At 55.6% G+C, this 21,223-nt stretch carries 21 protein-coding genes; 4 read left to right on the top strand and 17 right to left on the bottom strand.

Annotated features, from left to right (window positions below):
* The 8 genes from Q9J80_RS03655 to Q9J80_RS03620 form a co-directional block, all read right to left on the bottom strand.
* On the bottom strand, nucleotides 1–210 hold a 210-nt coding region (locus tag Q9J80_RS03655; protein ID WP_301670202.1), incomplete at its 3' end, for a hypothetical protein.
* Nucleotides 211–328: 118 nt separating this feature from the next.
* Nucleotides 329–1,720 (bottom strand): ATP-dependent RNA helicase HrpA, encoded by a 1,392-nt coding sequence (hrpA, locus tag Q9J80_RS03650; protein ID WP_301674073.1) that lies wholly within the window; start codon nucleotides 1,718–1,720, stop codon nucleotides 329–331.
* 227 nt (nucleotides 1,721–1,947) lie between these two features.
* Nucleotides 1,948–3,357 (bottom strand): chloride channel protein, encoded by a 1,410-nt coding sequence (locus Q9J80_RS03645; RefSeq protein WP_301674019.1) that lies wholly within the window; start codon nucleotides 3,355–3,357, stop codon nucleotides 1,948–1,950.
* Nucleotides 3,358–3,415: 58 nt separating this feature from the next.
* Entirely contained in the window at nucleotides 3,416–4,636 is a 1,221-nt protein-coding gene (gene argJ, locus Q9J80_RS03640) for a bifunctional glutamate N-acetyltransferase/amino-acid acetyltransferase ArgJ (protein WP_025457961.1), read from the bottom strand.
* Nucleotides 4,637–4,702: 66 nt separating this feature from the next.
* Nucleotides 4,703–5,395, bottom strand: coding sequence for an LrgB family protein (locus Q9J80_RS03635; protein ID WP_301674020.1), 693 nt, complete (start codon nucleotides 5,393–5,395; stop codon nucleotides 4,703–4,705).
* The gene (locus Q9J80_RS03630) at nucleotides 5,395–5,739 is read right to left on the bottom strand and encodes a CidA/LrgA family protein (RefSeq protein ID WP_301674021.1); all 345 of its coding nucleotides are present in this window, start codon (nucleotides 5,737–5,739) and stop codon (nucleotides 5,395–5,397) included. Before Q9J80_RS03630 ends, Q9J80_RS03635 begins: the two co-directional genes overlap by 1 nt.
* 144 nt (nucleotides 5,740–5,883) lie before the next feature.
* Nucleotides 5,884–6,102, bottom strand: coding sequence for a hypothetical protein (locus Q9J80_RS03625; protein WP_301674022.1), 219 nt, complete (start codon nucleotides 6,100–6,102; stop codon nucleotides 5,884–5,886).
* An 18-nt stretch (nucleotides 6,103–6,120) separates the two neighbouring features.
* Nucleotides 6,121–6,702, bottom strand: coding sequence for a C40 family peptidase (locus tag Q9J80_RS03620; RefSeq protein ID WP_301674023.1), 582 nt, complete (start codon nucleotides 6,700–6,702; stop codon nucleotides 6,121–6,123).
* A gap of 244 nt (nucleotides 6,703–6,946) precedes the next feature.
* On the opposite strand from Q9J80_RS03620, the gene hslO reads away from it, so the two are divergent.
* Nucleotides 6,947–7,852: an Hsp33 family molecular chaperone HslO gene (hslO, locus tag Q9J80_RS03615; protein WP_301674024.1), complete on the top strand. Its 906-nt coding sequence runs from the start codon at nucleotides 6,947–6,949 to the stop codon at nucleotides 7,850–7,852.
* A gap of 68 nt (nucleotides 7,853–7,920) precedes the next feature.
* On the opposite strand, the gene Q9J80_RS03610 is transcribed toward hslO, so the two are convergent.
* From Q9J80_RS03610 to purL, 4 genes are all read right to left on the bottom strand, one after another.
* Nucleotides 7,921–8,235, bottom strand: coding sequence for a hypothetical protein (locus tag Q9J80_RS03610; RefSeq protein ID WP_301674025.1), 315 nt, complete (start codon nucleotides 8,233–8,235; stop codon nucleotides 7,921–7,923).
* Between the two features lie 155 nt (nucleotides 8,236–8,390).
* A complete protein-coding gene (gene mgtE / locus Q9J80_RS03605) occupies nucleotides 8,391–9,845 on the bottom strand; it encodes a magnesium transporter (RefSeq protein WP_301674026.1) in 1,455 nt (484 codons plus the stop codon).
* 233 nt (nucleotides 9,846–10,078) lie between these two features.
* Nucleotides 10,079–10,831: a hydroxyacylglutathione hydrolase gene (gloB, locus tag Q9J80_RS03600; RefSeq protein WP_301674027.1), complete on the bottom strand. Its 753-nt coding sequence runs from the start codon at nucleotides 10,829–10,831 to the stop codon at nucleotides 10,079–10,081.
* A 94-nt stretch (nucleotides 10,832–10,925) separates the two neighbouring features.
* On the bottom strand, nucleotides 10,926–14,846 hold the full coding sequence (purL, locus tag Q9J80_RS03595) for a phosphoribosylformylglycinamidine synthase (protein WP_304674154.1): 3,921 nt from the start codon (nucleotides 14,844–14,846) through the stop codon (nucleotides 10,926–10,928).
* 223 nt (nucleotides 14,847–15,069) lie between these two features.
* Between purL and Q9J80_RS03590 the strand changes: the two genes are divergently transcribed.
* The 3 genes from Q9J80_RS03590 (at nucleotide 15,070) to Q9J80_RS03580 (ending at nucleotide 16,435) form a co-directional block, all read left to right on the top strand.
* Nucleotides 15,070–15,405, top strand: a complete 336-nt coding sequence (locus Q9J80_RS03590; protein WP_003754652.1) for a hypothetical protein — start codon at nucleotides 15,070–15,072, stop codon at nucleotides 15,403–15,405.
* A 123-nt stretch (nucleotides 15,406–15,528) separates the two neighbouring features.
* Entirely contained in the window at nucleotides 15,529–15,867 is a 339-nt protein-coding gene (locus Q9J80_RS03585) for a P-II family nitrogen regulator (RefSeq protein WP_025456947.1), read from the top strand.
* Nucleotides 15,868–15,961: 94 nt separating this feature from the next.
* Entirely contained in the window at nucleotides 15,962–16,435 is a 474-nt protein-coding gene (locus Q9J80_RS03580; RefSeq protein WP_003713577.1) for a DUF2004 domain-containing protein, read from the top strand.
* Nucleotides 16,436–16,467: 32 nt separating this feature from the next.
* Here the strand turns inward: Q9J80_RS03580 and Q9J80_RS03575 are convergent, their stop codons facing one another.
* The 5 genes from Q9J80_RS03575 to Q9J80_RS03555 form a co-directional block, all read right to left on the bottom strand.
* Nucleotides 16,468–17,226: an iron ABC transporter ATP-binding protein gene (locus Q9J80_RS03575; protein ID WP_304672859.1), complete on the bottom strand. Its 759-nt coding sequence runs from the start codon at nucleotides 17,224–17,226 to the stop codon at nucleotides 16,468–16,470.
* An 81-nt stretch (nucleotides 17,227–17,307) separates the two neighbouring features.
* Nucleotides 17,308–17,934 carry an FmdE family protein gene (locus Q9J80_RS03570; protein ID WP_304672860.1) on the bottom strand — a complete coding sequence of 209 codons (627 nt, stop codon included), beginning with the start codon at nucleotides 17,932–17,934 and terminating at the stop codon, nucleotides 17,308–17,310.
* An 89-nt stretch (nucleotides 17,935–18,023) separates the two neighbouring features.
* Complete coding sequence (locus Q9J80_RS03565) at nucleotides 18,024–18,995, bottom strand: iron chelate uptake ABC transporter family permease subunit (RefSeq protein ID WP_304671674.1); 972 nt, start codon at nucleotides 18,993–18,995, stop codon at nucleotides 18,024–18,026.
* Nucleotides 18,985–19,953 carry an ABC transporter permease gene (locus Q9J80_RS03560; protein ID WP_002242016.1) on the bottom strand — a complete coding sequence of 323 codons (969 nt, stop codon included), beginning with the start codon at nucleotides 19,951–19,953 and terminating at the stop codon, nucleotides 18,985–18,987. The genes Q9J80_RS03565 and Q9J80_RS03560 overlap by 11 nt, the downstream gene beginning before the upstream one ends.
* A gap of 163 nt (nucleotides 19,954–20,116) precedes the next feature.
* Nucleotides 20,117–21,082 (bottom strand): siderophore ABC transporter substrate-binding protein, encoded by a 966-nt coding sequence (locus Q9J80_RS03555; RefSeq protein WP_304674153.1) that lies wholly within the window; start codon nucleotides 21,080–21,082, stop codon nucleotides 20,117–20,119.
* Between the last annotated feature and the right edge of the window lie 141 nt (nucleotides 21,083–21,223).

Here is a 21,223-nt window from a genome sequence, read left to right as displayed (position 1 = left end):
GGGGGGGGGGAATGGAATATCCCATTCTAATTGAAAAGAATCAGAACCCTGAGTTAGTAGATTTAAATGATTTTGTAAATAGGTAATACTGACAGATTTGTACAATTCAGCAACTGGTGATGTGGTATTTTGTAAATAATGGGTTATACAGGCAAGTTCATGCATGTCGCTATCAAAATTCAGCTTTTTTCTGACTGTAGAATATTTCATAAATTTCATCTTCCAAATTATATTTTATACACGTTTTTTTGAATTAAAGTGGTAGCCTATTTCAAAGCGGAACCGTCTGAAATATTGAGTTTACTGATATAAACTAAGTATTCTATTTTCAGACGGCCTCCACCGCCCCCAACTCCAACAACACCTGAAAACCGTCATTGATATACCGTGAATCGGGCATTTCTAAAAACGGGAATGCTGCCACATCGCCGAGTTTCAATGCTGCCATGCGCAGGATGACGGCGGCGAGGTTGCTGCGGACGATTTCGGGGTCGGTAAATTCGGTGCGGCTGTTGAAATCTTCTTCTGAAAACAGTCGGATACACACGCCTGCGGAGACGCGTCCGCAGCGGCCGGAGCGTTGGCGGGCGGCGGCTTGGGAGATTTTTTCGATATGAAGCTGCTCCACTTTTGCCCGCGCGGAATAGCGTTTGACACGCGCGAGGCCGGTGTCGATGACGTATTTGATGCCCGGCACGGTGAGCGAGGTTTCGGCGACGTTGGTTGCCAGCACGATGCGGCGTTTCGCGCCTGAGGGGTGGAAGATTTTGTGCTGTTCGGCGTGCGACAGGCGTGCGAATAGGGGCAGGATTTCGTCGTTGCGGCGCAGTGTGGATTTGCGCAGGGCTTCGGCGGCTTCGCGGATTTCGCGTTCGCCCGGCAGGAATACCAAGATATCGCCTTCGCCGTGTCGCGCCAATTCGTCCGCCGCATCGACAATCGCGTCGGTCAGCTCCACTTCCGCGTCGTCTTCGTCTTTGCCGGTCAGCGGGCGGTAGAGGATTTCGACAGGATACGTCCGTCCGCTCACTTCCAGCACGGGCGCGCCGTTGAAGTGTCGGGAGAAGCGTTCTGCGTCTATGGTTGCCGAGGTGATGATGACTTTCAAGTCGGGGCGGCGCGGCAGCAGCTGTTTCAGGTAACCCAGCAGAAAGTCGATGTTCAGGCTGCGTTCGTGCGCTTCGTCGATGATAATTGTGTCGTAGGCGGCGAGATAACGGTCGGTCTGGGTTTCCGCCAGCAGGATGCCGTCGGTCATCAGCTTGACGCAGGCATCGCGCGAGGTGTGGTCGGTGAAGCGCACCTTATAGCCCACCGCGCTGCCGATTTCCGATTTCAGTTCTTCGGCAATCCGCTCTGCCACGGAACGTGCTGCCAAACGGCGCGGCTGGGTATGCCCGATCAGCCCCGCCGCCCCGCGCCCGAGTTCCAAGCAAATCTTGGGCAGCTGCGTGGTTTTGCCCGAACCGGTTTCGCCGCAAATAATTGTTACCTGATTTTCGGCAATGGTTTTTTTGATTTCGTCAAGTTTCTCGTGAACGGGCAGGGTGTTGTCGAACTCGGGTTTGGGTAATGCTGCCAAACGCTTCAAGAAGATTTCGTGCGATTTTCGGTATTTTTCTTCGACTTTGGACAAGCCGCCGTATTTGTTGGGATTTTTGAAGGCGGATTGCAGGAAGTGGCGGTCTTTGGAGAGGGTTTGGGAGAGGTCGGGAAACATGATTGGTGCGTGTGCGGTAAAAAATAGAATTATAGCAAACGCTTTGGTTGGGTTCGGGCAATATCGGGATGGGGAAATGCCGTCTGAAAACCGCATTCTGTCGTTCAGACGGCATTGTTGCTGAAATTTCAAGCGGCGGCGGAACGGTATCCGAATCAAGGCGGTTTGCCCTGCGTCCCGTCCCGGCTGTGTGAAGGGGCGGCTGTCGGCGTTTGATCGGGGGCGTTTTAATTTTCAGACGGCATTCCCGTTTTGCTGTTTGCGGCTTGCGGTCTTGCGGGTGCATTGCCGGTTTGGGCGGCGGTTTCCTGAAGCACGCGCTGGCGGAAGCGCATTCCCGATGCGTGGTAGAACGGACGCGGCGAAAACTGGCGTGAAACCTGCGAGGCGAAAATGCAGGCAATCAGCATCCAAAACAGCAGGCTTTGTCCGCCCGTCATTTCCATGACGACGACGGCGGAAGTAATCGGCGATTGTGTCGCGCCCGCCAGAAATGCCGCCATGCAGATGAGGACGATGATGTTTGCACCCTGCGATATGTCGGCGATGGCGGCGATATGCTTGCCCAAAACCGCGCCTATGGTCAGCGAGGGGGTGAAGATGCCGCCCGGTATGCCCGCCCAATAGCTGAATACGGTGGCGAGCCATTTTGCCGCCGCCAGCCCGACGGGGGCTTCGTAGATGCCGTGCAGGGCTTGGGCGGCTTCGTGGTAGCCGGTGCCGTAGGTTTTGCCTTGGTAGAGCGTGCCGAGCAGGGCGAGCAGCAGCCCCATCAGTGCCGCCAGCAGCAGCGGACGGTTGCGGATAAAGCCGCGTATCTTGCGTGGTGCAAATGCCGCTGCACCCTGATAGAGCAGCCGTCCGAACAGGCCGCCCGCCGCGCCGCAAACCAGCCCCGCCGCCACGACCCACATCAAAATATTTTCCAACACGCCGCCGTTGAAACCCGAAAAATACGGGTTGTTGCCCTGAATGGCAACCTGTATGAAACCGGAGGCGAGCACGCCCAAAAGAATCTGCCGTTCCCAGCGCAGCATAATGCCGCGCCCGAGTTCCTCAATGGCGAAAATCACGCCCGCCAGCGGCGCGTTGAACGCGGCTGCCAAACCGCCCGCCGCGCCCGCCGCCATCAAATCGTTTTCCTGCATCCCTTTGAATGCCAAACCGTGTTTTTTGCACCACGCGCCCCACGCCCCCATCACTGCCGAGCCGACCTGAACGGACGGGCCTTCGCGCCCGATGGACGCGCCGAACAGCATACCCAAAAAGGTCAGCGGAATCTTCAGTAGCGTCTGCCCGAGGCGGAGCAGGCGCGTTTTTTGTGCGCCGTAGGGCAGCGACAGCGAGGCGATGACCTGCGGGATGCCGCTGCCCGATGTGTATGGCGCATATTTGCGCGTGAACCAGACGATGACGGGCAGTCCCAGCGGCAGGGCAATCCATGCGAACCACGGGTATTGTTGAACCAGTTTGGCGTTCAGTTCCAGCGCAAAATCGGCAAGGTGGGCAAAAAACAGCGCAGTCAGGGCAACGAGTGCCGAGCCTGCCAGGAGGAACAGAAAGGCGATGCTTTTGCGCGACAGGCGGCGGGTTTGGCGGATTTTGTGGGCGAGGCGGCGGGGGAATGTGGAGGTCATGGTATGTTGTCCGGCGGTTCGGACGGCATTTATGTATGCCGTCTGAAGCCGTGTCGGGTCAGGAACGGTAGTCGGCGTTGATGGAAACGTATCCGTGCGACAGGTCGCAGGTATAGACGGTGGCGGCGGCTTGTCCGCGATGCAGCTTGATGCGGACGGTGATTTCGTCCTTCGACATCACTGCCTGCCCTTGTGCTTCGGTGTAGCTTGCGGCGCGTCCGCCGTGTTCGGCAACCAAAATATCGTCGAGATACATTTCCACGAGGTCGGTATCGAGGTCGGCAACGCCGGCATAACCGATGGCGGCGAGCAGCCTGCCGAGGTTGGGGTCGGAGGCGAAAAAGGCGGTTTTGACCAGCGGCGAACGTGCCACGGTGTAGGCGGCTTGGCGGGCTTCGTCGCGGGTTTTGGCGTTTTCGACGCGGACGGTGATGAACTTGGTCGCGCCCTCGCCGTCGCGGACGATGGCTTGGGCGAGTTCGAGCGCAAGGCTGCACAACAATTCTTTGAGTTGGGCGTAACGCGGGTCGGCGATGTTGTCGATTTCGCTTTGGCTGTTTTTGCCGGTGGCGATGATGACGAAACTGTCGTTGGTGCTGGTGTCGCCGTCAACGGTGATGGTGTTGAAGGTTTCGTCGGCGATTTCCTGCGTCATCAGTTGGAGGACGGGTTGGGAAACTTTGGCATCGGTGGCGATGAAACCGAGCATGGTCGCCATATTGGGATGAATCATGCCCGAGCCTTTGGCGATGCCCGTGGCGCGGACGGTGTGTTTGTCGCCGACCTTGCCTTCGCGCGAGGCGGCTTTGGGAACGGTGTCGGTGGTCATGATGGCGCGTGCCGCTTCGTTCCAGAAGGCAGGCTGCATTTTGGGCAGCGCGGCGATGATTTTGTCGGCGGGCAGCGGTTCGAGAATCACGCCGGTGGAGAAGGGCAGCACCTGGTTCGGTTTGCAGCCGATTTGCCGGGCGGCGGCGGCACACACTGCCAAAGCATCGATTCTGCCCTGTGCGCCCGTACCCGCGTTGGCGTTGCCCGTGTTGATGACGAGGGCGCGCACGCCGTCTTCGTCGAAAAGGTGCGATTTGGCGATGTGGACGGGAGCGGCACAGAAACGGTTGGTCGTGAAGACTGCACCGACGGTGCTGCCGGCGGCTATGGCAATCAGTGTCAGGTCGGTACGCTCGGGCTTCTTCACGCCTGCTTGGGCGGTGTAGAGGGCAATGCCGTCGATGTCGAGCAGTTGTTCGGCGGTTTTTTCGGTCAGGTTGACAGCCATAACGGTTCTCCTTGCGAGTGTGTTGGCGTTCAGACGGCATGGGTTGAAATGCCGTCTGAAACAGGTTCAGAACCCCAAAACGGGGATAATCAGCGGCGCAATCAGCGCGGTCAGCACGCCGTTGAACGTCAGCCCCAGCCCCGCGTATGCCGCCATACGGCGGCTGCGTTCGAGCGAGGCGGCAATGCCCATCGCGTGCGAGGCCGTGCCGAGCGACATACCCACGGACGAGGGCATGACGACGGTGTTCTTCAGCATTTTGTAACCGGCAATCTGTCCGACCAGTCCGGCAATGATGACGGTGGCGGCGGTAATGGCGGGAATGCCGCCGATGGAGCGGGTGATTTCGATGGCGATGGGGTTGGTCACGGATTTGGAGGCAAGGGAGAGGACGATTTCGCGTTCCGCGCCCAGCCATTTGGCAAAATACATCCCCGTAACAATGCCCGTAACGCTGCCCGCAAGCTGCGAAACGATGACGGGCAGCCACTGGTTGAAGATTTTACGGCGGTTTTGGTAGAGCGGCACCGCAAGCACGACAACGGCGGGCTTGAGCCAGAAATCAATGAATTGTGCGGCGTTGTGGTACACCGCATAATCGATACCGAGGATTTTCAGGTAGGCAATCAGCACGATAGTGCTGACGAGTACGGGGTTGCAGAAGATATTGCCCGTGCGCGTGCGCACGATAATTGCAAGCGCGTACACGGCAAGCGTGAGAAAAAGCAGGATGCCGGGCTGCCTGAGGATTTCGTTCATCAGATAATGCTCCGTATCCAGCGGTGAACCTTGCCCGTAACCAGCAGTACGCACAAAGTGCTGGCGGAGGCGGAAACCAGTATCGAAAACCAATCGTCGGCAATCAAATCCAAATAGCTGATAACCGCCACGCAGGGCGGCACGAGGAACAGCGTCAGGTTTGCCATCAGTGCGTCGGTAAGCTGTTGCAGCCAAGACGTTTTGACCCAACCCGCCTGCAAAAGCGCAAACAGCACGCCCATGCCGACGATGCTGCCGGGCAGTTTGATGCCTGCTAGGAAAACGGCGGTTTCGCCGGCGGCGATGCAGCCGAGGATGATGAGGAGCGCGCGGATGATGTTCATGTTGTGTGTCTGTCTTTTGACGGCGTTGTGATAAATTTTGTTAACTGTTTAATCATAACGTCAAATATGCCGTCTGAAAAGCCGGAGCCGCGCACAAACGCAAAAACGGCACGGATAAACCGTGCCGCAGCAACCGGGGCGTGTTCAGACTTTGCGGTAGGGATTTTCCAAACCTTCAATCAGCGCGAGCAGGTAATCGCGCAACTGACGTTCGCCGCAACCCATCAGCAGCGCGTCTTCAAACGCGTCTTGTGCTGTTTGGTACAGTTCGGTCATGTTTTCAGTCATTACTTTGACCTTTTCGGTACAGGACACGATCTGTCCGTCATCGTCGTACCATTTGGGCATTTCGGGCATACTCATTGCGTATTCCTTGGGAAATCAGTTCAGAAAGCGGGACGGGTCGTTTTTCTTGACGCGGCGGGCGAACGCGTATTTGCCGCTCCAATATTTGTGGCTCAGGCTGGTGATTTCGATATTTTTCCCCGTGCGCGGCGCGTGGATGAAGCGGTCGTTGCCGATATAAAGCCCGACATGGGAAATGCGGCTGCCGCCGAGCGTGCGGAAAAACACCATATCCCCGGGCTGCAATTCGCTTCGGGAAACGGGTGCGCCCATCCGCGCCTGTTCTGCCGCCGTGCGCGGCAGGTTGATGCCCATAGCGCGTTTGAAGATGTGCTGCATAAAGCCGCTGCAGTCGAAACCGGTAGAAACCGATGTGCCGCCGTAGCGGTAGGCGATGCCCAAGAGCCCCATCGCATTGCCGATGAGTTCGTCGGCATTGCCCGACCTTCGGACGGGGGCTTGGTTGACGGGTAAAACGGGCTGTTCGCTTTCGGCAAACTGTTTGAGAATTTGCTCGCGTGTGCTGAGCAGGTTGGTCAACTCGTCGGCAAAGGCGGGGCGGACGGCAAACATCAGCCACAAAACCGCCCAAACTGCCGGTTTGAAAAAAGAATCCATATCGGTGTTTCCGCGCAGGAGGCATCGTGCCGCCGTGCGATGTTATGCTGTATCAGTCGAAAATATCTTGTTGATTGTATATAAAAAAACGGCTGTTTGGCAAAAAACGGCTTGTTAGATTGGGTTAATATATTGATTTTTATATAATTTATTGAGAACTTGGGAAACGCACCCGCCGTCCGCCTTGTTTTCGCGCCGACCGCAACCATATATCCGCCATCCGAACAATTAATCAGAGAGAATAATGAATCAAACCTCCATCAACCGCGCCGATGTGCGTACCCGCTTTATCTTCGACGATATGCCCGTGCGCGGGCTGCACGTCCGTCTGGAAAACGTGTGGCAGCACATCGTGAAGCAGAAAAACTATCCTTCCGCCATCCGTCGTGCTTTGGGCGAGTTGTTGGCGGCGGGTGTGTTGCTGTCGGGCAACCTTAAAAACGAAGGCACGCTGATTGTGCAGGTTCAGGGGCAGGGGCGGCTGAAAATGCTGGTTGCGGAAGCGACTTCCGACCGTACCGTCCGTGCGACCGCGCGGTGGGACGAAACCGCAGAAATAGCCGATGACGAAAGCCTCGGCGACCTTTTGGGGGAGGGCGGCGTGTTCGTATTGACGCTGCAACCCAAAGACGGCGAACCCTGGCAGGGCGTAGTGCCTTTGGAAGGCGACAGCATCGCGCAAATGTTGGTGAACTATATGAAACGTTCCGAACAGCTTGATACGCACATCGTCCTGTCTGCAAGCAGCGAAGCGGCGGGCGGTCTGCTGGTGCAGCGTCTGCCCGAAGCGGAGGCGGACGAAGCGTGGGAACACGTCAGTACGCTGGCGCGCACGCTGACGGCGGAGGAGCTGGCAGAATTGGATGCGCAACACGTTTTATACCGCCTGTTCCACGAAACGCCGCCGCGCGTGTTCGAGCCGGAAATGTTTGAATTTTCATGCACCTGTTCGCGCGGCAAGGTCAGCGATATGCTGCTGATGCTGGGTGGGGAAGAAGTCGGCGGCGTGGTGGCGGAACAGGGCAGCATCGAAGTCGATTGCGATTTTTGCCACAGCAAATATGTGTTTGACGAAACCGATGTCAATGCGCTGTTTGGTGCGGACGTGGTCGATATTGCGCGCAACCGTTCCGACAGCCCTGTGCAGTAACCGTATATTCAAATGCCGTCTGAAAATCCGTGAGGGAGGTTTCAGACGGCATTTTTACGGACAGAGGGTCAAAGTTTGTTGTGTATTTTTTTCAGTGTGAGGGAAATTCCTACCAGCAGATTCAATAGCGCGGCAGTAGAAACCGAACCGATTAGAAAACCAAATCCGATGCCCCCTTGATTATTCTCTGTCGCACTTACAAAAGCCAACAGACCAAACAGGCACATAGCTCCAGCACAAAATCTCAAAAAATTTTCCGAAAAAGATGCTGTCAGCGGCAAGTTCTCTTCCGCTTGAGTTTCCGAAGGGGTTACATTTGTTTCCTGATTTTGATTGTCTGTCGTCATTTCCTTGTTTTCTTTCTCAAAAAATATCGCCGCCACAGTGGACGCATGGCAGCAAGTCTGAAAAGGGATTCTACCCCTCCCTGAATTAATTCAATATTCATTCTCAACAGAGTCGGACTCCGGCAAACGCAAAAATGCCGTCTGAAACAGATTCCGCTTCAGACGGCATTTTCATGTGTTTCAGACGGCATTTAAAGCAGGAACAGGGTGGCGAGACCCAAGAAAATCAGGAAGCCGCCGGAATCCGTTACCGCCGTAATCAGCACCGAGCTGCCCAACGCGGGGTCGCGTCCGAACTTTTCCATTACCACGGGAATCAATACGCCGACGGTTGCCGCCAGCAGCAGGTTGAGCGTCATCGCGGCAACCATGACCAAACCGATGCCGAGGCTGCCGTAAAGCAGCCATGAAACCGCGCCCATGACGGTTCCCCAGATAATGCCGTTGACCAAGGCGACGCCGACTTCTTTTTTCAACAGCCTGCCTGCCTGCATGCCTGTCAGTTGCCCCATCGCCATGGCGCGGACAATCATGGTAATCGTCTGATTGCCCGAGTTGCCGCCGATGCCGGCGACGATGGGCATCAGTGCGGCGAGAGCGACGATTTTTTCGATACTGCCTTCAAATGCGCCGATGACGCGGCTGGCGAGGAAGGCGGTGCAGAGGTTGACGGCGAGCCACATCCAGCGGTTTTTGACGGAATCCAAGACGGGGGCGAACAGGTCTTCTTCTTCCTGCAAACCTGCCATATTCAGCATATCCGCTTCCGATTCTTCGCGGATCACGTCCACCATCTCGTCGATGGTAATCCTGCCGATGAGCTTTTTGTTTTCATCGACGACGGGCGCGGTAACCAAGTCGTAGCGTTCAAACGCCTGCGCTGCTTCTTCCACATCGTCTTCGGCGCGGAAACGCACGACATCTTTCGCCATCACGTTTTCCACCAAGTCTTCGGGATCGGCGACTAAAAGTTTGCGGATGGGCAGCACGCCTTGCAGCACGTCGTTTTCATCAACCACAAAAATCTTGTCGGTATGGTCGGGCAGGCTGTCGAAGCGGCGCAGATAACGCAGCACCACTTCGCAGGCGACATCGGCGCGGATGCTGACCAACTCGAAGTCCATAATCGCGCCGACTTGGTTGTCTTCATACGACATTGCCGCCTTGACTTGGGCGCGTTCTTCCTCATCGCGCGTCTGTAAGGCTTCATAAACCACTTGGTGCGGCAAATCGTCTGCCAGCTCCGCCAATTCGTCCGCGTCCAAATCATCGACCGCCGCCAACAATTCGTCCTTGTCCATCGACTCGATCAGCGTTTCGCGGACTGCATCGGACACTTCCAGCAGCACTTCGCCGTCGTCTTCCGGTTTGACCAGAATCCAGACGATATTGCGTTCGCGCGGCGGCAGCGATTCCAACACCGCCGCCACGTCGGCAGGGTGCAGCTCGCTCAAGAGGACGGTCAGCTCGGTCAGTTTGTCGCGCAGCGGCGCGTCTTCGAGCGGTGTACCGTTTTCGATTTGTTCAAAAGCAGGTTCGAGGATTTCGCAGAGGGAGTGGACACGGTCGAAATCGGCGGAAGGGCGTTCGGTATGGTTTTGACCGGTTTCGCCATCGTGTGTCGGAGGAGTGTGTTCGATGCTCATAAATGCTCCGCCCGCCGTGTGCGGGGAGGCATTCCGGCAGGATGGTTATTGTCGTTTGGAATCGGAAGGGGCGTTCAGTAAAAACGAACTGGGAAGGTCCATAATAAAAGCCTGACGGTACAGGCGCAGGGTTGGAAACGGCACTATTCTACTCCCTTTTGGAACGGTTTACTATTTTTAACGCAAATGCCGTCTGAAACGCGGGTTTCAGACGGCATTTTTCAGAGGGCAGGTCAGCGGTAGGCGTTTTTCAGTTCGCGCAGGGCGGCGAAGACCGCCAAGCCGTTGTTTAAGGTTTGACCCGTCAGGGTTTCGGCACGTTGGCGGACTGCGGGGATTTCTGTCCGCAAAAACGGGTTGATGCGGCGTTCGTGCGCGAGGGTAACGGGCAGGGTAGGCGTGTGTTCTGCCGCTTTCAGTGCCGTCTGAATGTCGGCGTTGTCCGGCTCGATATGGGCGGCGAAACGCAGGTTGGCGGCGGTGTATTCGTGTGCCGGGTAGAACAGGGTGTTTTCGGGTAATTGGTTGAACCGTTGGAAGCTGTCGTAAAGCTGTTCGACCGTGCCGGTAAACACGCGTCCGCAGCCGGCGGAAAACAGGGTGTCGCCGCAAAAGACGTGTATGCCGTCTGAAGTTTCCATGAGGTAGCTGATATGGCGGTCGGTATGGCCCGGGGTTGCCCAAACGGTGATTAACCCTTCGCCGAAGGTAAATTGGGTGCCTGCGGTTACGGTGTGGGTGGCGGCTTCGATGTCGGTTTCACCGTAAACGGGCGATTCCATGTAGCCGCGCCACAGTGCGGCCGCACCGCCTTCGTGGTCGGGGTGGGGGTGCGTTACCCATGTTTGGGCAAGCATGAGTCGGTTGCGTACGAGGAATTCCAATACGGGTGTGGGGTCGGAGGGGTCGACGCAGACGGCATGGTTGCCGTGCTGTATCATCCAGATGTAGTTGTCGGTCAAGGCTTTGACGGGTGTGATTTTCATGAGTGTTCCTCGGTGGACGGATGCCGTTTAAAGGATGGTATGCCGGAATGCCGTCTGAAATATTCTTCAGACGGCATTGGTTTGAGTAGGGCGGTTAGCCCAAGGCTTTTCTTGCACCGGCAAAGAGGCGATACCAGCCGGACAATTCCGTCCAGTCTTCCGGTTTCCAGCTCATTTGTGCGGCACGGTACACGCGTTCGGGGTGGGGCATCATAATGGTAACGCGGCCGTCGGCGTTGGTAATGCCGGCGATGCCCTGCGGCGAGCCGTTGGGGTTGAGCGGATAGGTTTGGGTAACCTGGTTTTGACCGTCTACATATTGCAACGCAATGCCCAAATCGGCAGAAATGTTGCCGCCGTGAAGTGCGAAGTCGGCGCGTCCTTCGCCGTGGCTGACCACGACGGGCAGGCTGGAGCCTTGCATTTCGTTCAGAATCAGCGACGCGGATTTTGGAACATGAACCATACTCAGGCGCGCTTCGAACTGTTCGCTCAGGTTGCGTTTGAACTTCGGCCAGCCTGCCGTGCCGGGGATGATTTCGGCGAGGTTGCTGACCATCTGGCAGCCGTTGCACACGCCCAATGTCAGCGTGTTCGGGTCGGCGAAGAAGGCGGCAAATTGGTCGCGCAGAGCAGGGTGGAACAGAATCGATTTCGCCCAGCCTTCGCCCGCGCCGAGTACGTCGCCGTAGCTGAAGCCGCCGCACGCCGCCAGCATTTTGAAGTCGGCAAGGCGGAAGCGGCCTGCCATCAGGTCGGACATATGCACGTCGTAGGCATCGAATCCGGCGCGGGTGAACGCGGCGGCCATTTCGATTTGCCCGTTTACCCCCTGTTCGCGCAGGATGGCGATTTTGGGTTTCGCGCCGCTGTTGACGAAAGGCGCGGCGATGTCTTCGTTCACGTCAAACTTCACGTCGGCAAACAATGCGCTGCGTTCGTTGTCGTCAATCAGGGCAAACTCGCTGTCGGCGCAGGCAGGGTTGTCGCGCAGGCGTTGGATGGCATGGCTGGTTTCCTGCCATGCGCGTTGCAGGTCGGTGCGGTTTTGTTCCAATACGATGCCTGCTTGGTTGCGGATAACGATTTTCTCGTCAGTACCGATGGTCGCAACGGCATGCAGTGCCAAATCAGCTTCTTTAAACAAAGCTTCTACTGCCGCAACATCTTGTTTGGCAATTTGAATCACTGCGCCCAACTCTTCATTGAACAATGCGCGGATACTTGCTTCATTGACATCGGCTTGGTTGGCAACCAGCGAGGTCAAATCCACATTCAAGCCGCACCGTGCAGCAAACGCCATTTCCGCCAACGTGGCAAACAAGCCGCCGTCGCTGCGGTCGTGATACGCCAAGAGTTTGTCTTCGGCGACAAGCTGTTGAATCACGCCGTAAAAGTCTTTCAGACGGCCTGTATCGTCCAAATCAGGCGCGTCGCCGCTCATATTGTTGTACACCTGACCGAACGCAGAGCCGCCCATACGCGCTTTGCCGAAGCCCAAATCGACAAACAGCAATACGCTGTCTTCGACGTTTTTCAATTCGGGCGTAACGGTTTTTCGCACGTCTTTAACAGGCGCGAACGCGGAGATAATCAGGCTCAATGGCGAGACGACGGATTTTTTCTCTTCGCCATCCTGCCAAACGGTTTTCATCGACAGGCTGTCTTTGCCCACGGGAATGCTCAAATCCAGTGCCTGACAGGCTTTGGAAACGGCTTCGACGGTGCGGTAGAGTTTTTCGTCTTCGCCTTCGTTGCCGCACGCCGCCATCCAGTTGGCGGAAAGCTTGATGTTGCCGATGTCGCCGATATTGGCTGCCGCGATGTTGGTGATGGCCTCGCCGACGCACATTCTGCCCGAGGCAGGCGCATCAAACAGGGCGACGGCCGGTTTTTCGCCCATAGACATTGCTTCGCCGCGATAGGTGTTGAAGCCCATCATGGTCACGGCGCAGTCGGCTACCGGGGTTTGGTATTTGCCGACCATTTGATCGCGGTGCGTCAAACCGCCGACGCTGCGGTCGCCGATGGTAATCAGGAAGTTTTTAGCTGCTACGGTAGGCAGGCGCAAAACGCGGTAGGCGGCTTCGGTAATGTCGATATCGCCGGCGTTAAACGGTTTTTTCCCAAAGGGATTCCCTTCGGTCGCATACGGCGTAACCGTTTTGTCGGTACGCGTGGTTTTGGGCGGTTTGCCGAGCAAGATGTTCAATGGCAAATCGACGGGGTTGTTGGAGAACAAATCGTCGCGCACTTTCAAATGGCCGTCGTCGGTCGCCGTGCCGACCACGGCAAACGGGCAGCGTTCGCGTTCGCAGATGGCGCGAAAGGTGTCCAAATCTTTTTCCAAAATCGACAACACATAACGCTCTTGCGATTCGTTGCACCAAATTTGCAAAGGCGTTAAACCGTGTTCTTCCAGCGGCACTTCGCGCAGCTTGAATACCGCGCCGCGTCCGGCATCGTTGACGAGTTCGGGGAAGGCGTTGGACAAACCGCCCGCGCCCACGTCGTGGATGGAGATAATCGGGTTTTTATCGCCAAGCTGCCAGCATCGGTCGATCACTTCCTGCGCGCGGCGTTCGATTTCGGGGTTGCCGCGTTGTACGGAATTGAAGTCTAAAGAAGCGTCGTTTGTACCGGTATCCATCGAAGAAGCCGCGCCGCCGCCCAAACCGATAAGCATACCCGGGCCGCCCAGTTGGATCAGCAACGCGCCTTCGGGGATTTCGTCTTTATGCGTCTGCTGCGCCTGAATGCTGCCCAAACCGCCTGCAATCATAATCGGTTTGTGGTAGCCGCGAACCTGACCGTCGAACTTCTCTTCAAAAGTGCGGAAGTAGCCCAAGAGGTTCGGGCGGCCGAATTCGTTGTTGAACGCCGCGCCGCCGATGGGGCCTTCAATCATAATGTCCAGCGGCGAGGAAATATGTTCCGGCTTGCCGTAATCTTGTTCCCACGGCTGTTTGAGGCCGGGGATGTTGAGGTTGGACACGGTAAAGCCGGTCAAGCCCGCTTTCGGACGCGAACCTTTGCCCGTTGCGCCTTCGTCGCGGATTTCGCCGCCCGCGCCCGTCGCCGCGCCCGCAAACGGCGCGATGGCGGTCGGATGGTTGTGCGTTTCCACTTTCATGATGATATGCGTGTCTTCTTCGTGGAAACGGTAGCCTTGGTTTTCCGCCGCATCCGGATAGAAACGCTCGATTTTTGCGCCTTCGATTACGGACGAATTGTCTTTATAAGCGACGACCGTGCCTTCGGGATGCGCGTTGTGCGTGTCGCGTATCATGCCGAAGAGCGATTTGGGCTGTTTTTCGCCGTTGAGGATGAAGTCGGCGTTGAAGATTTTGTGGCGGCAGTGCTCGCTGTTTGCCTGCGCGAACATCATCAGCTCAACATCGGACGGATTGCGCTGCAAAGCCTGATAGTTTTCAACCAGATAATCGATTTCGTCGGCGGAGAGTGCCAAACCCATTTCGGTATTGGCTTTGACCAAAGCCTCTTTACCGCCGCCCAAAACATCGACGGTGGAGAAAGTTTCGGATTCGAGATGGTGGAATAATTTGGATGCCGTCTGAAAATCGGGCAATACGGATTCGGTCATGCGGTCGTGCAGCAAAGCCGCCCATTGCTGTTTCTGTTCATCATTCAGACGACCTTCCAGCCACACCGCCATACCGCGCTCGATGCGTTCGATGCCTGCCAAACCGCAATTTTCCGCAATATTGGTTGCTTTGGAAGCCCACGGCGAAATCGTACCCAAACGGGGCGTGACCAAAAACAAATGCAAGCCCTCGCGCGCTTTTGGCGTTTGTTCAACGCTTTGCGCCGCCAACAAGGCTTGCAGTTTTTCGACAGTCGCGGCATCCAATGCTTTCTCGCTGCCGACAAAATACCAAAATTCGCTTTTCAGTTTCACTTCGGGCAGACCGAGTGCGGCGGCTTTTTGCAAGAGTTTTTCAACACGGAAATCGGAAAGGGCGGTAACGCCGCGCAAGGGCAAAACAACAGACATAATTCGGCTCTCAAATGCGGTTGGGAAAATGTCATTATACGCGAAAAGGACGGTTTCGTTAGCGCGTGTAAGCGAAAAAATGTTTACAATTTTACAAATACAATCAATGTAAAAACCTTTGTCATGTCAGTCGCGTTCTGAGAAATGTAATTTATATTCTGAAATATAGTAAAATCACGTCCGCTTTTGAAATTGTTTGGACAAGCTAAGAAGGAGTTATGCAATGTTTATTGTTTGGAGTGGGAAGGGGCTTTTGGTTGTTTTGTCTCTGATTATCGGAGTTATCTGTGGTTTTGCCTTGGGAGATTGGTTGAAAGATGCAATTTCCTCAAATTTCGTTTTTATGTTAAGCCTTTGTATTGCTGCACTTTGCAACTACTTCTTTAGTAAGTGGTTTATTTCCGATAAAGTAAAAACCTATACTGACAATGAAACAGGAGAAATAATCGGCGTGAGAGACAACTCAAGCCTGTTTTTTCTGCGCAACCGGTATTGGACATGGATTTTCGTCTTTTTGGCTGCTGTTTTTTTTGTAATGTTCATAATCGAACAATTTTAGCAACGAGGCATTGATATGTATGTTTTGCATGTCAAACACATTGTTTTATCGGACAGTAATCCCCGCAGGATGTCGACTCAAGAATTTCCGTAGATGCAAATATGGAATCCTAAAGGAACAATTATGAAAAAAATCGAAGCCATCATCAAACCGTTCAAACTCGACGACGTGCGTGAGGCGTTGACGGAAATCGGCATTACGGGCATGACCGTCAGCGAGGTTAAAGGGTTTGGAAGGCAGAAGGGGCATACGGAGATTTACCGGGGCGCGGAATACGCCGTCGATTTCCTGCCCAAAGTCAAAATCGAGCTGGTGTTGGCGGATGACGCCGTGGAACGCGCGATTGACGTGATTGTCGAGGTGGCGCGTTCGGGCAAAATCGGCGACGGCAAGATTTTTGTGCTGCCGGTCGAGGAGGCAATCCGTATCCGCACGGGTGAACGTTCGGACGCGGCGGTTTGAGCGTTTGGAATGGAAATGCCGTCTGAAAGGCGGAATACCCCTTTTCAGACGGCAGGAAAACACCACCCCGCCAATAATTCAAGGAAAACCAATTATGCCTGTTTCACATCCTTATTTTGAAACCTTATCGGCAGGAAGCCCGGAAAACGGACCGGACGTTTGCTGGGAACGCGAGCTGCCTGTCAACGGCGATACCGTCGAAGTCTGTTTATGGACTGGCGGCGACGATGAACTGACTGCCGAAAAATTAGACGCATTCGCCGCGTTTTTAGCGCGTTTGGAAGAAGCGGACAAAATGGCCCGAGCCGCCATTGCCGAATATTTAACCGAAGACGGCGAATATTTGAATTTCCACATCACTGAAATAGAAGATGCGGACTACCCCGACAACCCCGAAGAATTTGCCCGCGCCATGCGTTTGGAGAGCATCTCTTTATGGACGGAGGAACTGCCAGACTGCGACTCGATTGTGATGGACTACATGATAGACCGAGAAAAAAGCGACGAAATACTGGCCGTCAAACTGTTCGCCGACGGCGGCATATGCGGCATCGACTGGGAAAGTTAGCCCCTTTTCAGACGGCATTTTCTTTTTGAGCTTCAGATGTGGTGGACGATGAGTTTTTTGCCTTCGTAGTCGAGTACGTCCACATCCATGTCGAACAGTTCTTTGATGTTGTGTACGGTGAACACTTCTTCGGGCGTGCCGGTCAGGGCGACTTTGCCGTTTTTCATGGCGACGACGTGGTCGGCGTAGGCGGCGGCCTGGTTGATGTCGTGCAATACGACGACGGTGGTGCGTTTGTGTTCATCGGTCAGCCGGCGCAGGATTTGCATGAGGCAGCGGGCATGATACATGTCGAGGTTGTTCAGCGGTTCGTCCAGCAAAACGTAGTCGGTGCGCTGGCAGAACACCATGGCAATCATGGCGCGTTGGCGTTGGCCGCCGGAAAGCTCGGTCAGGTAGCGGTCGGCGAAGTCTTGCAGGTGGAACTCGGCAAGCGCTTCTTCGACGATGGTTTTATCCGTTTCAGACGGCCTGCCTTGATGGTAGGGATAGCGGCCGAACATGAGCAGGTCGCGCACGGTAATGCGGCTCATGATGCTGTTTTCTTGGGTGAGGATGGAGAGCGTGCGGGCGAGTTCGGCGGTAGGGGTGGTTTTGATGTCTTTGCCTGCGTAGCTGATGTCGCCGTGTACCAGAGGCTGAAGCCGTGCCATAAAGGAGAGGAGGGTGGACTTGCCTGCGCCGTTCGGACCGATCAGCGCGGTAATGCCGCCTTCGGGAATGTCGAGGCTGACGTCGTTGAGGATGGGGTTGCTGCCGATGGTGTGGCTGACGTTGCGGATGGTAATCATAGGCGGGTCCGAAAATAGGAAATTGGGGTTTCAGACGGCCTTGAGTTTTAAGGCCGTCTGAAACTTATTGATTATGACGTTTTAGATTTCTTTGACGGTGACAAATTCGGGATTGTCGGCTTGGTCAATCAGGAAGGCGCGGACGCGTTCTTGCCAAAGTTCGCCGAATTGTTTGAGTTCGTCGGCACTTGCGCTGCCGCTGACGGCTTTGGGCATGATGTCGCGCATTTGCGGCGCAAAGGGTTGGAGCGCGGCGTTGAGGCTGACGGCAACGGTTTTGCCGGTATCGCGGCGGCGGAGCGCGAGTGTGCCGTTGATTTCGCCCGCACCAAAGGACAAGAGGTGGCGGCGGGCAAAGCGTCCGGCTGGGCCTACGCCGCCAAAGCCGGTTTCGGGTGCCGCGCCGGTAAGGAGTTGGACGACGGAAGCGGTAACGCCGGTCGTGCCTTCGTCTCGCCCGCCCTGCATAAAGGCTTCGATGTCGCCGCGTTGCGGCAGCTCTGCGCCGTAAAGGGCTTTGAGTCCTTTGATGACCATCAGGTAGGCTCCGGCGACGGTCGGGCAGGAGTGGCCGCACAGGCGCACGGCATCGGCGTAGCGGTAAGTGAGGATGCCGTTTTCGGCCGCGCCGAGGAATTCGGCCAATGCGTCTTGGACGGTAATGGTCGGGGCGTCATCGAAGAATGAAGGGAGGCGTTCTTGTGTCATGAGGGTTGTCCTTTATGGGTTTGCTTAGGCCGTCTGAAGGTTTCAGACGGCCTGAATTTAATTTTTGCGAGTGTTTGGACACGTTTAATTTATTTCTTTTTCAACACCAAATATAAAAATACCAATCCGCCTGCAAATTCAACGACCACGCTTAATACCGCCTTCATGCCCAAGAAGTGTTCGAATACGGTCTGTCCGCCGACCAGGAGGATGCCGCCGATGCAAACCGTCATCGGCAGGCGGACGGAATGGCGGACGGAAGGGGAAAAGTGGTTGGCAAGCGAGGCGGCGAGAAGCCCGAAAAAGCTTACCGGACCGACAACGGCGGTCGCCGTCGCCACCAGCGCGGCAATCCAAAGCAGTATCCATAAGGTGTTGCGCGTGTAGCTGATGCCCAAATTGACGGCTTGGTCGCGCCCCAAAAGGTGTACGTCCAAGCGGTAGCGTTCGCGCCAAACGACCGCCGCGCTGACGAGCAGAATCAGCGCGCCTATGCCCAAAAGCTCGCTGTGGACGGTATTGAATCCGGCAAACATATTTGCCTGCGCCGCCGTAAATTCTTCGGGGTCGATCATGCGCGAAAGCAGCGACGACAGGCTGCGGAACAAAATCCCGAAAATCACGCCGATTAAAATCATACGCGGCAAATCGCGTCCGCCCTGACGGATGAGCGTGTAAAACAGCAGCAGCGAGCCGCCCATCATAACAACCAGTTCAAAGCCGAATTTGCCCGTCAACGGCAGGGAAGCATAGCCCACGCCGCCGAACGTAAACACCAGCAAGGTCTGCAAAAACACATACAGCGAATCGAAACCCAAAATCGAAGGGGTCAGAATCGGATTGTTGGTCAGCGTTTGGAAAAGCTGGGTGGACACGCCGACCGCATAGGCGACCATCAGCAGCGCGGCAAGTTTGGTCAGGCGCAGGTGCAAGACAAAGTCCCAATCGCCTTTGACGTTGAGCGTTAAAAACAGGATGCAGGAAACCAGCAACAGCGCAAAGGCAACCCACAACGGACGGCTGCTTCCTGCCATAAAACCGATATTTTTTTCAGACGGCATGAGCAGGTTTCCTTAACAAAAGCCACAAAAACAAAGCCGTACCCAACACACCAAAAACCGTAGAGACCGGAATTTCAAACGGAAACACAATCACGCGTCCCAAAATATCGCACAGCAGCACCAAAGACGCGCCCAGCAAGGCCACCGCAGGCAGGCTTTGGCGCAGCCTGTCGCCTATCAGGCGGCTGATGATGTTCGGCACGACCAGCCCGACAAACGGAATATTGCCGACCGTAACGATAACCAGCGACGTAATCAAAGCCACAATAATCAAACCCGACCACAACACCGCCGTCCGGTTCAAACCCAAATTCACGCTCACCGTCTCGCCCAGCCCCAAAATCGTCAGCCGGTCGGCAATCAGATAGGCAAACACCGCCAAACCGCCCGTAATCCAAAGCAGCTCGTACCGCCCCAGCAGCACGCTCGAAAAATCGCCCTGCTGCCATACGCCCAACATTTGCAGCATTTCGTTTTCATACGCGATAAACGTCGCCACTGCCTCAACCACGCCGCCAAAAATAATCCCGACCAAAGGCACCATCAGTTGCGCCGTCGGCGGCAGGCGGCGTATCAGCAGCATAAACACCAGCATTCCGATTAGCGCGGCAACGGCGGCAACCGACATTTTGACCGGCAGCGGCGCGGCAGGCAGCAGCAGGGACATCAGAAGCAAACCCAAAGCCGCGCTTTGACCCGCGCCCGCCATAGAAGGCTCGACAAAACGGTTGCGCATCAAAATCTGCATAATCATCCCCGCCACCGCCATAGACGCGCCCGTCAGCACAATCGCAAACGTGCGCGGCAGGCGGCTGATGAACATCACTTGCTGGCTGTCCGACAGCGAAAACACATCCGACCAGCGGAAATCGGCAACGCCGACCGACAGGCTGACGGCAAACAACACCGCCAGCAGCAAGAGGTTGGTCAGGTTGAGGGAAAAAGGTTTGGCAGTCATAAACAGAAGGGAAAAGCGTTAAGGCGTAGAAGATTCAAACAAGGCAGTCCGAACCGTCGGAGCGGAAAGCCTTGTTTGAAGCCTCCGTATCGGGCAATGCCGTCTGAAACACAGGAAGCGGTTTGCATCCGTGTTTCAGACGGCATCGAATGCCGCCGTTTCATTATTTTGCCGCGTTAAAAGCGTCGGTAACCTGTTTGCTTGCATTCAGCAGCTCTTGCGCGCCACCGGCCGCCAAATAAGTTTCAGGAACGAGGTAAACGACCTGTCCTTTTTTCCATGCGGTTGTTTCGGCAACCAGCGGATTATTCAACACGTCTTTCGCCGCCTGACCCTCTTCGCCGATGGCCGCGCTGCGGTCAAGGACGAACAGCCAGTCGGGATTTTTCTCTTTCAGGTATTCAAAGCTGATAGGCTGGCCGTGGCTGCCTTCTTTAATTGATTCATCGACAGCGGGAACGCCGATGTCTTTGTGCAGCCAGCCGCCCAAGCGTGAAGACGGGCCGAAGGCGGACATCTTGCCGCCGTTGACCAAAATCACCAAACCTTTGCCTTTGCCTTGCGCGGCAGTTTTCGCGGCTTCAAACGACGCGTCGATTTCCGCCTTCAGCTTGTCGGCTTCCGCCTGTTTGCCGAAGATTTGCGCCAGCGCGTCGATACGCTCTTTGGCACTTTCTTTGAGGTTGGCGGTTTCGGCGGTCATCTCGATGGTCGGCGCGATTTCGTTCAATTTGTCAAACGCCTTGGCGGCGCGGCTGCCGATGATGATGAGCTGCGGTTTGTAGGCGTTGAGGGCTTCGTAATCCGGCTCGAACAAAGTTCCGGCGGGTTTCGTGGTTTTGAAATATTCCTCTAAATACGGCAGGCGGTTTTTGTCGATGGACAAACCGGTTTTCACGCCCAGTTTGCTTAAAGTATCGAGTACGCCCAAATCGTAAACGGCGATGCGTTCGGGGTTTTGCGGTATTTGAACATCGCCGCGCGCGGTTTTGACGGTAACGGACGCGCTTTCGGATTGTGCGGCGGAAACCGCCTGTTCTTTGGCTTGTGGGGCAGAGTCGGAATTTTGCGGCGAACACGCGCCCAAGGCGAGGACGGTGCAGAGGGTCAATGCGGTCAAACGCAACATAGGTGTCTCCAAAATGGGGATATTGGGGCAAAGCCGCCGGTCGGACAAACCAGAACGGCTTTAGAAAAGGATAAATGATAACCTATATCAAATTATCAGAACAGATGCCGTCTGAAAGGCTTTCAGACGGCATTTTTTCGG

The sequence above is a fragment of the Neisseria blantyrii genome (genome assembly GCF_962747855.1).
Classification (GTDB): Bacteria; Pseudomonadota; Gammaproteobacteria; order Burkholderiales; family Neisseriaceae; genus Neisseria; species Neisseria viridiae.
This window is presented reverse-complemented; position numbering and strand designations above follow the sequence as displayed.